This window comes from Streptomyces sp. NPDC053673 (genome assembly GCF_055585225.1).
Genome location: NZ_JBVJKN010000058.1, coordinates 1 through 13,097, shown reverse-complemented (window position 1 = coordinate 13,097; position 13,097 = coordinate 1). Strand labels below are relative to the sequence as shown.

Below are 13,097 nucleotides of genomic sequence, written 5' to 3'. Positions count from 1 at the left end.
CGCCGGATACCCCGACGACGCCGGATACCCCGACGACGCCGGACACCCCGGACACGCCGAACACCCCGAACACCCCGAACACGCCGAACACCCCTGAGGTGCCGGAGGTTCCGGAACTGCCGGGGACCGTGGTGCCCGTCGTGGACACCCCCGTCGACTCGCCCAACACCCCCCCTCAGCTGGCTCGGACCGGCAGTGACGAAGGCATGCTGGCCGCCGGGGCGGCCGCAGTGGGCCTGCTGGCCGGTGGCGCGCTGCTGTACCGGCGCGGGACGGCTGCCGCGCGGCGCTGAGCAACCCGGTATCCCCGCCTGATTCCCGGCCGGGAGAGTCTCCTCATCGGACTCTCCCGGCCGTGGTGCGTTGTCCGTCCGTTCTTCAGTCGTCCGCACGGCACACCGGACCCTCGCGGTGCCGGGAGCCCGCCGCAGCCCCGCGGGCCGCGCGACCGAGCACGACGTGCCCGGCCCCCGGACCGTGCCGACGGCCGGCCCGGCTCCGCCGGCCCGGCCCGTGCTACTGGCCGATCGGCTTCCCGCTCCCGGGTCGTACGCCCGCCACGTCGCGGTACACGTCCGCGATCGCGCCCGCGGTGTGCCGTACGTCATGGGCGGACAGGACGTGCTGGTGGCCCTGACGGCCCAGCGCGGCGCGCAGCGGCGCGTTGAGCAGCAGATCTCCGACGGCCGTGGCCAGCGCGTACGGATCCTGAGGAGGCGTCAGACAGAACAGTGTCTGCCCGGGAGGCAGGCTTTCCCGGGCCCCGCCGACATCGGTGACGACGACGGACCGGCCGCAGGCCATGGCCTCCAGCGGCGTCAGCGCCATGCCCTCCCAGCGGGACGGGACGACGACCAGGTCGGCCGCCCGGTACCAGGGCGCCGCGTCCCGCTCGGCTCCGGCGAACCGTACGGACGCGGGCGCGTCCACGCACAGGGTGGCGGCCTCGGGTCCGTCGCCGACCAGGGCGAGACAGGCGTTGGGCAGTCTGCGCAGGACGTACTCCCACGCCTTGAGCAGCACGTCCTGGCCCTTCTGCCGGCACAGCCGCCCCACGCACACCACGAGCGGCGCGGACTCGGGCAGGTCGGCGATCAGCGGCGGCAGGGCCCGCGGCCGGTCCTCGGGGGCGGGCCGGAACCGCTCGGTGTCCACACCGTTGGGGATGACGGCCCAGCGCGCGTCGATGCCCGCCCGCGCGCCGGTGCGCTGCTCCGCCTCACTGGCACAGACGACCTGGTCCGCCCAGCGTGCGGCGTACCGTTCCCAGCGGCGCGCGAGCCGGACGGCGATGCCGTCGGCCGCCTCGAAGGACCAGGTGTGCGGCTGGAACACGGTGGGGGTCCGGCCGCGCACGGCGAGCCGGGCGGCCAGTCCCGCCTTGGCGCCGTGTGCGTGCACGACCTGCGGGCGTACCCGCGCCAGGATCCCGGCGAGCTGCCGTACCTCGTGGAACAGCAGAGGCCCGGCCGCCCGCCCGGCGCGCCACCGGTGGACATCGACGCCGACCGCGCGTGCGGAGTCCGCGAGCACACCGCCGTCGGGACAGGCCACGGCCGCCCGAAGGCCGGTGCGGACCTGGTCGGTCACCAGATCCCTGACGACTCGGGGGACCCCGCCGTCGACGGGCTGCACGACGTGGAGCACGGCCGGACGGCCCGGGTCTGGTTGCGGCAGGGACGACCCGGCCGGCGCCGTGTCCCGGACGCGCTCGACACCGTGCCGAGCCGGAACGAATTGCGGTTCGGCACGCATCGGAAATCGATCCGGATGCGGCCGGAACTCAGCAGGCTGCTCAGATCGTGGATTCCGATTCATATCCAAGGGTATTCAGATGAACGGGCCGGCGAACGGGTTTCGTCGTGTGCTCTATGCGTGTTGGGGGGCGAGTGGTGACTCTAGCTCCTTTTCTTTCGGCGGCCGTACGGGCCGGACCGGACCGGATTAATCCTTTTGATGCTCGTCCGTGTCCGGAGTTCGTCTGCCCTCGTTGATGGTTGCGCCTCATCGGTAACCCGGAAGGAAGTAATGATGAAGCGAATCGCCAAGTCGGTTGTTTTTGCGGGCGCGGGCGCTGCCCTGGTCATGGGCGGCGCGGGCATGGCTGTCGCCGACAGCGGCGCGACCGGCCTCACCGAGGGCTCGCCCGGTGTCGTTTCGGGCAATGCCGTCCAGCTTCCGGTCCACGTGCCGGTCAACCTGTGCGGCAACACCGCCAGCGTGGTCGGCCTGCTGAACCCGGCGCTGGGCAGCGCCTGCGTCACCGAATGACATGCACGGCGTCCGGCGGCGGGGCGCCGCCGGACGCCGGCATTCATATCGGGCGACCGGTATTCACTCCATCGGCCGCACAACCTGGCAGTCCACGCTGCCGTTGAACTTTTGGACCGGGCAGTCACGCACGGCCACTGACCATTTGACCAAGGAGTGTTTCTCCATGTCGCGTACCGCGAAGGCTTTCGTCCTGTCCACCCTCGCTGCCGCCGCTGTTGCGGGTACCGCCGGAATCGCCACCGCCGACAGCGGTGCGATGGGCGCGGCGACGCTGTCGCCGGGCGTCCTCTCGGGCAATGCGCTCCAGGCTCCGGTCCACGTGCCGGTCAACCTGTGCGGCAACACCGTCGACGTGGTCGGCCTGCTGAGCCCGGCCTTCGGCAACGCCTGCGCCACCAACTGACCGCCTTTCACGGCGTTCCCCGGGCCGCTCTCCCCGCCATGGTGGGGAGAGCGGCCCTTTCGCTCTGTCCGCTGCGGCTCCCTCGTATGGCGGGTGCGGAGCCCCATTGCGCGACACGCCCCATGATCAAGTCCTCACCAGCGGAAACACTCCGAAGCGTGAACCAGCCACCCATCGACCCCAGTACGTTACGTGGTCGTTCGGTTGCGTTCGGTATCCGCCCCTCGCACGGTGATTCCAAGATCCGTCAATCACTGGAAGGGATTCTCATGCGTGCTCTGGCATCGCGACCCATCACTACGACCGCCCTCTCCCTCGCCCTCCTTCTGGGGGTCGCAGGTCCCGCGATGGCGGTTCAGGAGGAGGCTCCGCGGGCCGTCGCCGCCGAGGACACGGCCGACGCTCCGGTTCCCGGCGCCGAGACGGTCCTCGCGCAGGTCACAGTGCTGGACAACTTCGGTGGTGTGGTGGTCCCCGTCACCGATCTGCTCAAGGCTGTTCTGGCCGCCGACAACGGCCGGCTCGCCGCCGCGGACGCGACGGAGCACGCCGACGCCATCAAGACGGCCATCGCCGCGGCCAGAGCTGCGGCCGCAGACCCGGCGACGACGCCGACGACACCGACGACGCCGTCGACGCCGTCGATGCCGTCGACGCAGACCCCGCAGACTCCGGCTGCTCCGAAGCCGCAGGCTCCGCAGCAGCCCGAGGCGAGTGTGCTCGCCGCCATGGCCCGGGCGGACGTGGTGGAGGGCGCGCTGACGGCACTGCAGCAGCGGGTGGACGCGCTCATCGCGGCCTCCACGTCGGGTGATGCCACGGCGGTTGCCGACGCACTGCCCGCGGCCGTGGAGGGTGTCGTGAATCTCGTCGCGGCCACGCTGCTCGGCGAAGGCCTCCCGGAGGCGAACCTCGTCGGCCTGCCGGCGCTCCCGAAGCTGCCGCCTTCCCAGGAGGACGCGCAGTCCGTGGCCCCGGCGCTCCCCGAGAGCTGAGCCGGGCTCACCCCGGCGTCACCGCGCGACGGTCGTGCCGACCCCTTCCCCGGGGCCGGCACGACCTTTTCGGCGTGCTCCCGCAGCTGATACGAACATCCGGGCGGCCGCTTCATTCGGGTGGGGATACAGGAATCCCCGGGTTTCGGAGTTTCTGGCGCGGTGACGGATCGTTACAGAACGTGTAGCTGCACGACGGGCATGCACGAGCATCCGCAATATGTCTGAGCCGTACGTCACTTGCGCGCGCGACACGCGTCGCCGAAGGGGAGATTCACTGATGAAGTCCATGAGGGTCGCTGCGGTCGTTGCCGGTTCCCTGGTGGCCGCGGGTGCCGCCGCCCCGGCTTTCGCCGCCTCCGAACTCACTCCGAGCAGCCTCAACGGGGCGGTCGGGACCGTCGCGGAAGAGACCACGTCCTCCTTGGAGCCGCTCGCGAACGAGGCGCTGGACACGGAGAAGAAGGGCTCGCTGCTCAACAGCGTCAAGAACGCCACCGGCGAGCTGGGCAAGGTCAAGAAGGCAGCCCCGAGTCACCTCCTCGGCGGACTTCCCATGGGCGCCTGAGCGCCGGTGGCGAATTCACCCGACTGAATTCCGTGGATTGCGCTGGACGAGCGATGTCGGTGGTGCGGTTCCGGGCCGGCCCGGCGGAATGGGGGTTCCGCAGGGCCGGTCTTTCGTCGCCCGCCGGCCCGCTGCCGGTCCCATGCGCGGGTGCGTACGAGCGAGCGAGCGCGACACCTTCGGGGTAATCGATGGCGGGGCTCCCCCGCGCGTGTGACACGGACGCCCGAAGGATCCCGGTAAGTCGCTAAGGTCCGACCGTGACATCAACCCCCAGCGCAGTACGCGCCTTCCGCCCGGCCCAGCTGGGCACCCTCGTCGTCATCGCCTGGAGCGGCGAACATCCTGACGACGAGCGCGACATGCCCTTCCTCCTGGCCTACTCACTCGGGGACGGCGACGGCGGCCCCGAAGGGGTGGAGGCCGCCGCCCGGCAGCTGCTCGCCGACGTGGGCCTGCCGGTCGGAACCGAGTACGTGGATGCCGCCCAGGCGGTCGGCCTCCCCGTCAGCCTCCTTGTCGAGGCGGGCCAGGCGGTCCTGACGATGCCTCATCTCACCGCCCAGTGCGCGGTGCCGCCGGAGTGGCTGGCCGCGGTGCAGGAGCGGGGCCATGTCTACTTCGTCTTCGCCACCCGGCCGTGGCCGGAGGCGGCTCCCGGGGAACCGGTCACGGAGGAGGAGCTGCGGGCGTTCGTGGGCGACGAGGCGGTGCTGTCGACGGCGGCGCACTGCCTGCTGCCGGTGCGTCAGCTGCGGGGGTGAAGCCGGGGCAGCGGACGCCAAAAGGCCCGACGGGCGGGTGCATGACCGCCTGCCGGGCCTTGGTTACGCCGTACGGATCAAAGGTACTGGGGCGCGCTCGCCGGGCAGCAGGCCGCGGGGTGCGCGACCTCCGGGGTGACCCCGGCGAGCTTGAGTGTTATCCAGCTGCTCGGGGCGGTGGCCGCCCCTGGGTGGCGAAGCGTCAGCTTCATGATCGAGCTCCTCGATCTTTCAAGGGTCAGGGACAACCGCGACGCTAATCGGAATCTGACGATCCGTCGCGTTGAGCGGGACGGCGATTACTGCGTGTGCGCATCGGCCCAGGTGGGCGAAGGGCCGGGGAACCGACCCTGACAGGACCGGTCGGAGAGGGGATCTGGAAAGACATGGAGACACAAGCGAGGGCACGCGTCCCGCGCCCGGCGACGGCGCCGGACGACGCCCCGTCAGATGCGGTGGGCGGCAGCCGCGGCTTCGCGCTCCTGCTCGTCGTCACGGGCGCGGCGGGACTGCTCGCGTCGTGGGTCATCACGATCGACAAGTTCAGGCTGCTCGAAGACCCGCACTTCACGCCGGGCTGCAGCCTCAACCCGGTGGTGTCCTGCGGCAACATCATGAAGAGCGAACAGGCCGCGGCCTTCGGCTTCCCCAACCCGATGCTGGGCCTCGTCTCGTACGCCGTCGTGATCGGCGTCGGGGCCGGTCTCCTGGCGGGCGCCCGCTACCGCCGCTGGTTCTGGCTCGCCCTCAACGCCGGCACCCTCCTCGGCGTCGCGTTCTGCACCTGGCTCCAGTTCCAGTCGCTGTACCGCATCAACGCGCTGTGCCTGTGGTGTTCCCTTGCCTGGGCCGCCACGATCCTCCTGTTCTGCTACGTGACCCGCCACACCGTCGAACACCGGATGCTCCCGGCACCGGCCGGCCTGCGCAGCGGCCTGCGCGAGTTCGGCTGGGTACCGCCGGTGCTGTGGACGGGGATCATCGGGATGCTGATCCTGACGCGCTGGTGGGACTTCTGGACGAGCTGACGTCAGACCTCCGGGATGCGGGTGAAGCGGCCCGCGATGTGGAGGTCCGACTCGATGTGGGCGGCGGCGGCGCGGAGTTGGGGGAGGACGTCCGTGAGGCACTCGTCGGGAGTGCGGCGGGTCGTGTGCATGGCGACGTTGAGTGCGGCGACCGTACGGCCCGTGTGGTCGTGCACCGGAACGGCCAGGGAACGGAGTCCCTCTTCGAGTTCCTCGTCGACCAGGGCATGGCCCTCCTGGCGGACACGGTCCAGGAGCGAGGCGAGGCGGGCGGGGTCGGTGATGGTGCGGGGGGTCAGCGGACGCAGCTCGGTGCGGCCGATGCGGGCCGCGCGCTCGTCCGCGGGGAGGCCCGCGAGCAGGACCCGGCCCATGGAGGCCGCGTACGCCGGGAGGCGGGTGCCGACGGTGATGTTGACGCTCATGATGCGCTCGGTGGCGACCCGGGCCGTGTAGCGGATGTCGTCGCCGTCGAGGACGGCGAGGGACGCGGAGTCATGGACACGGCGGACCAGCTCCGCCAGGTGCGGTACGGCGATGTCCGGGAGCGTCGTCCGGGAGAGCGGCGGGCAGCCGAGGGAGAGCACGCGCGGGGTGAGGCGGAAGGCCCCGTCCCGTGAGGTGACGTACCCGAGGTGCTCCAGGGTGATGAGAGCGCGGCGGGCGGTGGCGCGGGCGAGGCCGGTGGCTTCGGCGATCGCGCTGAGGCCGAGTTCCGCCCGGCCCTCGCCGAAGGCGGTGATGACGGTCAGCCCGCGGGCCAGCGACTCCACGAACTCCGCGCCGAGCTCCTGCTTGGACGCGGTGGTCCAGTGCGCGAGTCCGGCGGCGGCAGGCTCCGCGGCGGGCGGGGTCCGCCGCAGCTCCTGTTCCATCGCGGCCACGGTCTCCCGTACCCGGGGAAGTACCGCGCGGCGCAGTGAGTCGGCGCTGTGGCGGCTGGTGTGGCTGACGACGCTCAGCGCGCAGGCCGGCCGTCCCTGCGGGTCGTGCACCGGGACCGCGATGGCGATCAGCCCGGGCTCGATCAGCTGGTCGTCCAGCGCCCAGCCGTCCTTCGCGGCGCGGGCCGCCCGTTCCTCGAAGGCCGCTCCGGGGCGCCACGCCGCCCGTTCCTCGTCCGACCATGCGGCGGCGAACAGCGGGCCCGGCGCGGTGCGTCCGGCGGGCAGCAGATCGCCGATCCGGAAGGCCGGCGACATGGCGCGACGCCGGGTGGTCTGGTGGATGAAGCGGATGCCGTCGCGGTCGGGGACGGCGAGCGACACCGACTCGTCGAGCTCCTCGGCCAGCCGCTCGGCGAGCGGGCCGAGCGGGCCCGGCAGACCGACCGCGGCCAGATACGCGTTGCCGAGCTCCATGAGGCGGGGCGCGAGCCCGGCCTCGTGGCCGTCGAGGCGTACGTAACCCATGCGCGCGAGAGTGGCGGCGATCCGGTCGACGGTGGACCGGGCCAGCCCGGTCGTACGGACGAGTTCGCCGAGGCTCATCCGGCCGCCCGCCTCGCTGATCCCGCGCAGCACGGCGATACCGCGCATCAGCGGCCGTACGGCCTCCGCGGGGGGCGTGGCTGACATCGGTACTCCAGGGCGTTGACATGCGTGAGGGGTGCACGCAGACTCGGGGGCGGCTATTCGTGAACTGTAGTTCATCTGGCGAACGCGACGTGGGTCGCGGACAGGTCGACACCGTCATCCTGGGAGGAGCCACCCGTGCGGATGTGCGTGCGAAGACCGCCGCACCCATGAAGGAGCTGACATGACCGACCGTCTGCGCGATGTGTACATCGTCGACGCCGTCCGTACGCCCATCGGCAAGTACGGCGGCGCGCTGTCCGGCGTGCGCCCCGACGATCTCGCCGCGGGCGTGCTCGGCGCCCTCGTCTCCCGTACCCCGGAGCTCGACCCGGCCCGTATCGACGACGTCTTCTTCGGTGACGCCAACGCCGCGGGCGAGGACAACCGGGACGTGGCCCGCATGGCCGTGCTGCTCGCGGGCCTGCCGGTCACCGTCCCCGGTACGACCGTGAACCGGCTCTGCGGCTCCGGCATGGAGGCCGTCATCCAGGCGGCCCGCGCCATCGCCGTCGGCGACGCGTCGATCGCCGTCGCGGGCGGCGTCGAGTCGATGAGCCGCGCGCCCTGGGTGGTGCAGAAGCCGGAGCGCGGCTTCCCCGCAGGCCACCAGCAGATGTACTCGACGACCCTCGGCTGGCGGATGGTCAACCCGCGCATGCCCGACGAATGGACCGTCGGCCTCGGTGAAGGGGCGGAGCTGCTCGCCGAGCGGTACGGCATCGGGCGCGAGGAGCAGGACGCCTTCGCCCTCGCCAGCCACCGGAACGCGGCACGGGCGTGGTCCGAAGGGCTGTACGACGGCGAGGTCGTCCCCGTCGACGGAGTGGAGCTCGCTCGCGACGAGTGCATCCGCGACAGCACGTCGCCCGAGGCGCTGGCCAAGCTGAAGCCGGTGTTCCGGACGGACGGCAGCGGGACGGTCACCGCGGGCAACTCCTCCCCGCTCAACGACGGCGCCGCCGCGCTGCTGCTCGTGGACGAGGACGGTCTGCGCGCCACCGGCCGCGAACCGCTCGCCCGCATCGGCGCCTCCGCCGTCACCGGCATCGAGCCGCAGTACTTCGGGGCGGGACCGGTCGAGGCCGTTCGTCGTGCCCTGAAGAAGGCCGGCCGGGAGTTCGGCGATCTGCACACCGTCGAGCTCAACGAGGCCTTCGCCGCCCAGGCGCTGGCCTGTCTGCGCCAGTGGCCGGGGCTCGACCCGGCCGTCGTCAACCCGCGCGGTGGTGCCATCGCCATCGGCCACCCCCTCGGCGCGTCCGGCGCCCGGCTCACCGGCGCCGTCGCCCATCAGCTCGCCGCCGCGGGCTCCGGCACCGGCCTCGCCACGCTGTGCATCGGCGTGGGGCAGGGCCTGGCCCTGGTACTGGAGAGGTGACGCGTCCCGACGAGGACGAGCACGAGCCCCGTGATCCCCACCCAGGAGCGGACGAGGAGCACTGATGCACACCAGCGTCGGCATCATCGGCGGCGGCCCCGCGGGACTGCTGCTGGCACGGCTGCTGCACGGCGCGGGGATCGACAGCGTCGTCCTGGAGCGCCGTGACCGCGCGTACGTCGAGCAGCGGCAGCGCGCCGGCATCCTCGAACAGGCCACCGTGGATGCCCTCCGCGCCGCCGGGGCCGGGGAGCGGATGGACCGCGAGGGCATGCCCCACCACGGCATCGAGCTGCGCTTCGGCCGCCGCGCGCACCGCGTCGACTTCCCGTCCCTCGCCGGTGGGCGGAGCGTGATGGTGTACGCGCAGACGGAGGTCGTGAAGGATCTGATCGCCCTCCAGCTCGCCGCAGGCGGCCCGCTGCTGTTCGGCGCCGACGTGACCTCCGTCGAGGGCGCCGACACCGAAAGCCCCGTGATCCGTTACGTACACGAAGGCCGCGAACAGGCACTGACCTGCGACTACGTCATCGGCTGCGACGGCTTCCACGGCGTGGCGCGGAACGCGATCCCCGAGTCCGTGCGGACCGCGTACGAGCGGACGTACCCGTACTCCTGGCTGGGCATTCTCGCCGAAGCGCCACCCGTCTACGAGGAGTTGATCTACGCCCACTCGGAGCGCGGGTTCGCGCTCGCCAGCATGCGGTCGGCATCGGTGAGCAGGCTCTACCTCCAGGTGCCGAACGGCACCGACCCCGCGGACTGGCCCGACGAGCGGATCTGGGACGAGCTCGACGCGAGGTTCGCGACCGACGCCGACCCGGGGTGGCGGCTGGAGCGCGGTCCGGTCATGTCCAAGGCGGTGTTGCCGATGCGCAGTCACGTCACCGAACCCATGCGCCACGGCCGGGTCTTCCTGGCCGGCGACGCGGCGCACATCGTCCCGCCGACCGGGGCGAAGGGGCTCAATCTGGCCGCCGCCGATGTGATCGTGCTGGCCCGGGCGCTGATCAGCCGGTGGGACAGCGGCTCGACGGAGCTGCTGGACGCGTATTCGGACACGTGCCTGCGCCGTGTGTGGCGTGCGGAGCACTTCTCGTACTTCATGACGACGACGCTGCATGCGGATCCGGCGCAGCCTGCGTTCGAGACGCGGCTGCAGCTGGCGCAGCTGGAGCGGGTGGCGACGTCGCCGCACGCGGCGGCGGAACTGGCGGAGAACTACACGGGGTTGCCGCTCCCCTGCTGACGGGGGCGCTGCCCGGGAACGCCGGTCGTCGATCGCCGGAGGGGCTCCGAACGCAGCCCCTCCGGCGATCGAGGACTCCGCCCTCGGGGTCGGGGCCGGGGTCGTGCGTCGGTCCGCCGCTCGCACCGTCGCATCGTTCGTCAGGTGAACTTCGATTCACTGGGTGAAAGCGTCCGACGCCTTGTTACGGCGCCTGCGGCGTGAGGTGCACCGTGAACCAGTCGCGGGCGAGCGCCGACACTTCCTCCAGCGCTCCCGGCTCCTCGAAGAGATGCGTCGCGCCCGGCACGACCGTCAGCCGGCTCTCGCAGCGCAGCGCCGTCTGGGCCTGGCGGTTGAGGTCCAGGACCGTCGTGTCGCTGCCGCCGACGATGAGCAGCGTCGGCGCGCGTACGCCGGGGAGCCGAGGACCGGCCAGATCGGGCCGCCCGCCGCGGGAGACCACGGCGCCGACCTCGTTGCCGGCGGTGGACGCCGCCCACAACGCGGCCGCGGCGCCGGTGGACGCCCCGAAGTAGCCGATCGGAAGGTATGCGCGGGTGCGCAGCCACTGGGTGGCGCCCGCGAGCCTGCGGGCGAGGATCTCGATGTCGAAGACGTTCGCCCGGTCCGCGGCCTCGGCCTCGGTGAGCAGGTCGAAGAGCAGGGTGCCGAGGCCGGCCCGGTTGAGGGCCGATGCGACCGACCGGTTGCGCGGGCTGTGCCGGCTGCTGCCGGAGCCGTGCGCGAACATCACGACCGCTCCGGCCCCGTCCGGCAGGGTGAGTTCCCCGGCGAGCCGGACGCCGCCCGCCTCGACGTCGACGTCCTCGGCCTCCACACCCCGGGGATCGGCGCCCCGGCGATCGGCGCCCTGCGGGTCGACGCCCCCGGGATCGCTCTGCGTGGCCTCGGCTGCCTGTGCCAGCAGTGAGACGACCTCCTCGTCGGCGGTCTGCGAGAAGTCCCGGTACCACTCCCCGACGGCCGAGAACGCGCGCGGCGTCGACAGGCACACCACCTCGTCGGCCTCGCTGCGCAGCCACGCGACGGCGTCCGGCGGCGCCACCGGCGCGGCCAGCACCACATGGGCCGCTCCCTGCGCCCGTACGACCTCGCAGGCGGCCGCGGCGGTGGCGCCGGTGGCGATCCCGTCGTCCACCACGATCACCGTCCGGCCCTTGATGTCGATCCGTGGCCGGTCGGCCCGGAACCGCTCCGCCTGCCGTACGAGTTCGGCCGCCTCGGCCTGTTCCACCGCCTCGACGTCCTTCGCCGAGACGTGCCCCCGGCGGACGATGTCGTCGCTGATGACCCGCACCCCGCCCTCGCCGATGGCACCGAACCCCAGCTCCCGGTGGTACGGCACCCCCAGCTTCCGCACGACGATCACGTCCAGCGGCGCCCCGAGCACCCGCGCCACCTGGAACGCCACGGGCACCCCGCCCCGCGGCAGCCCGAGCACAACGGGATCCGCCCCCCGCAGATGCCGCAACGCTTCGGCGAGGCGCTGCCCCGCGTCCATGCGATCGGTGAACAGCACAGTGGTTCACCCCCAAGCCAGGAGGGGAGACAGAAACCACGTCCACACCTACTTCGAACCAACCCCATGGCGGGCCGCTCCGCAACTCGGGCCGGCGGCCACCACTCAGTGCCCCTCCGGCAGGCAGAGCACAGGAATCCGCTGCACGAGGTTGTTGCCGAAGCCACCGCGGTTCCACGACTGGCCGAGGGGCTGGGTACGCCCGTCGGCATCGGTGGCGCGGACGCTGAGCACATGGCGGCCGGGTACGGCCGCCCATGCCGTGTGCCAGTGGCGCCAGGCCCAGGCGTGGCCCTCAGGCGGAGTCAGTGCGGCGTCGTGCCACGTACGGCCGTCGTCGGTACTGACCTCCACCCGTACGACCGGCGCGTGGCCGGACCATGCGCGGCCCTCCAGTCCCATCCGGCCGGGGCGCACCACACGGGCCCGGGACATGAAGTCCGGGAATCCGGGCGGGATCATCAGGGCGCGCGGCGCGATGCGGGTGACCGGTTCGCCGGGGTCGTCGGGGGACTGCTTGTAGCAGTACGCGACCGACTGCTGGAAGCCGGTGAACGGGGTGTCGGTGAGGCTGATGTCCCGCAGCCACTTCACATGCGCCATCCCGTACCAGCCGGGCACCACCAGCCGAACGGGACGGCCGTGCTGCGGCGGCAGCGGACGGCCGTTCATCTCGTACGCGACCAGCACCTCGGGATCGCTGCCGGTGGCCACGGCCAGCGGCAGGCTGCGCTGGTAGTCCTGCTCGACCCCGCGCTCGACGCCGTGGTCGGCGCCCGTGAACACCGCCTCGACGGCGTCCGGCTCCACCCCTGCCGCGGCGAGCAGGGTCCGCAGCGGCACCCCGGTCCACTCCGCCGTCCCGACCGCCTCCACCAGCCACGGCTGGCTCACCGGGCGCGGGCTGAGCCGTGCCCGGCCGTTGCCCGCGCACTCGATCGTGACGCGGTGGGTGACGGGCTCGTACGCCCTCAGCGCCGCCACGTCCAGCGTCAGCGGGGTGCGCACCCGGCCCCCTACGGTGAGCCGCCACTCGGCGGCTTCGGCGGCGGGGATGTCGTAATGGACGAGGACGTAGTGCAGCCCGGGCGGTGTCACGTCGTAGCGCAGCGCCTCCAGCGGCAGCCCGTGGTTGCGGGCGGCGAGCGCCAGCTCCTCCGGGCTGATGCCCTCGCCGGGCTCGGCGAGGCGCCCGGGTGCGCTGATTTCGCCGAGGCGGGCGTCGTCCATGCCTTCATGGTGCGCCGTCCGCGCGCGGGACGCGCTTCAGCGGTGCTCGGGGTTCGGGAAGTCGTAGCGGCACCCGGCGTCCCACTCCGAGCGCCGGTTGCCGTGCGCG

General features: G+C 72.4%; 14 protein-coding genes. 9 read left to right on the top strand and 5 right to left on the bottom strand.

Features of this window, described 5'->3' with window-relative positions:
* On the top strand, window positions 1-293 hold a 293-nt coding region (locus ACZ6ZQ_RS37310; RefSeq protein ID WP_469772983.1), incomplete at its 5' end, for an LPXTG cell wall anchor domain-containing protein.
* A 223-nt stretch (window positions 294-516) separates the two neighbouring features.
* On the opposite strand, the gene ACZ6ZQ_RS37305 is transcribed toward ACZ6ZQ_RS37310, so the two are convergent.
* A complete protein-coding gene (locus ACZ6ZQ_RS37305; RefSeq protein WP_469772982.1) occupies window positions 517-1,647 on the bottom strand; it encodes a glycosyltransferase in 1,131 nt (376 codons plus the stop codon).
* 384 nt (window positions 1,648-2,031) lie between these two features.
* Between ACZ6ZQ_RS37305 and ACZ6ZQ_RS37300 the strand changes: the two genes are divergently transcribed.
* The 5 genes from ACZ6ZQ_RS37300 (at window position 2,032) to ACZ6ZQ_RS37280 (ending at window position 5,004) form a co-directional block, all read left to right on the top strand.
* A complete protein-coding gene (locus ACZ6ZQ_RS37300; protein ID WP_469772981.1) occupies window positions 2,032-2,271 on the top strand; it encodes a chaplin in 240 nt (79 codons plus the stop codon).
* A gap of 166 nt (window positions 2,272-2,437) precedes the next feature.
* Window positions 2,438-2,677 (top strand): chaplin, encoded by a 240-nt coding sequence (locus ACZ6ZQ_RS37295; RefSeq protein ID WP_469772980.1) that lies wholly within the window; start codon window positions 2,438-2,440, stop codon window positions 2,675-2,677.
* Between the two features lie 347 nt (window positions 2,678-3,024).
* Window positions 3,025-3,672 carry a hypothetical protein gene (locus ACZ6ZQ_RS37290; protein ID WP_469772979.1) on the top strand — a complete coding sequence of 216 codons (648 nt, stop codon included), beginning with the start codon at window positions 3,025-3,027 and terminating at the stop codon, window positions 3,670-3,672.
* Between the two features lie 280 nt (window positions 3,673-3,952).
* Window positions 3,953-4,240, top strand: a complete 288-nt coding sequence (locus tag ACZ6ZQ_RS37285) for a hypothetical protein (protein WP_469772978.1) — start codon at window positions 3,953-3,955, stop codon at window positions 4,238-4,240.
* A gap of 260 nt (window positions 4,241-4,500) precedes the next feature.
* Window positions 4,501-5,004 carry a DUF5949 family protein gene (locus ACZ6ZQ_RS37280; RefSeq protein WP_469772977.1) on the top strand — a complete coding sequence of 168 codons (504 nt, stop codon included), beginning with the start codon at window positions 4,501-4,503 and terminating at the stop codon, window positions 5,002-5,004.
* Window positions 5,005-5,081: 77 nt separating this feature from the next.
* On the opposite strand, the gene ACZ6ZQ_RS37275 is transcribed toward ACZ6ZQ_RS37280, so the two are convergent.
* Window positions 5,082-5,216 (bottom strand): hypothetical protein, encoded by a 135-nt coding sequence (locus ACZ6ZQ_RS37275; RefSeq protein WP_469772976.1) that lies wholly within the window; start codon window positions 5,214-5,216, stop codon window positions 5,082-5,084.
* A gap of 174 nt (window positions 5,217-5,390) precedes the next feature.
* Between ACZ6ZQ_RS37275 and ACZ6ZQ_RS37270 the strand changes: the two genes are divergently transcribed.
* The gene (locus ACZ6ZQ_RS37270) at window positions 5,391-6,032 is read left to right on the top strand and encodes a vitamin K epoxide reductase family protein (RefSeq protein WP_469772975.1); all 642 of its coding nucleotides are present in this window, start codon (window positions 5,391-5,393) and stop codon (window positions 6,030-6,032) included.
* Window positions 6,033-6,034: 2 nt separating this feature from the next.
* On the opposite strand, the gene ACZ6ZQ_RS37265 is transcribed toward ACZ6ZQ_RS37270, so the two are convergent.
* A complete protein-coding gene (locus ACZ6ZQ_RS37265; RefSeq protein WP_469772974.1) occupies window positions 6,035-7,609 on the bottom strand; it encodes an IclR family transcriptional regulator domain-containing protein in 1,575 nt (524 codons plus the stop codon).
* A 181-nt stretch (window positions 7,610-7,790) separates the two neighbouring features.
* On the opposite strand from ACZ6ZQ_RS37265, the gene ACZ6ZQ_RS37260 reads away from it, so the two are divergent.
* Entirely contained in the window at window positions 7,791-8,987 is a 1,197-nt protein-coding gene (locus ACZ6ZQ_RS37260; protein ID WP_453663901.1) for a thiolase family protein, read from the top strand.
* Between the two features lie 64 nt (window positions 8,988-9,051).
* Window positions 9,052-10,236 carry a 4-hydroxybenzoate 3-monooxygenase gene (locus ACZ6ZQ_RS37255; RefSeq protein ID WP_469772973.1) on the top strand — a complete coding sequence of 395 codons (1,185 nt, stop codon included), beginning with the start codon at window positions 9,052-9,054 and terminating at the stop codon, window positions 10,234-10,236.
* Between the two features lie 184 nt (window positions 10,237-10,420).
* Here the strand turns inward: ACZ6ZQ_RS37255 and ACZ6ZQ_RS37250 are convergent, their stop codons facing one another.
* Both ACZ6ZQ_RS37250 and ACZ6ZQ_RS37245 read right to left on the bottom strand, forming a co-directional pair.
* On the bottom strand, window positions 10,421-11,758 hold the full coding sequence (locus tag ACZ6ZQ_RS37250) for a phosphoribosyltransferase family protein (protein ID WP_469772972.1): 1,338 nt from the start codon (window positions 11,756-11,758) through the stop codon (window positions 10,421-10,423).
* A 105-nt stretch (window positions 11,759-11,863) separates the two neighbouring features.
* The gene (locus tag ACZ6ZQ_RS37245; RefSeq protein ID WP_469772971.1) at window positions 11,864-12,988 is read right to left on the bottom strand and encodes a sulfite oxidase; all 1,125 of its coding nucleotides are present in this window, start codon (window positions 12,986-12,988) and stop codon (window positions 11,864-11,866) included.
* Between the last annotated feature and the right edge of the window lie 109 nt (window positions 12,989-13,097).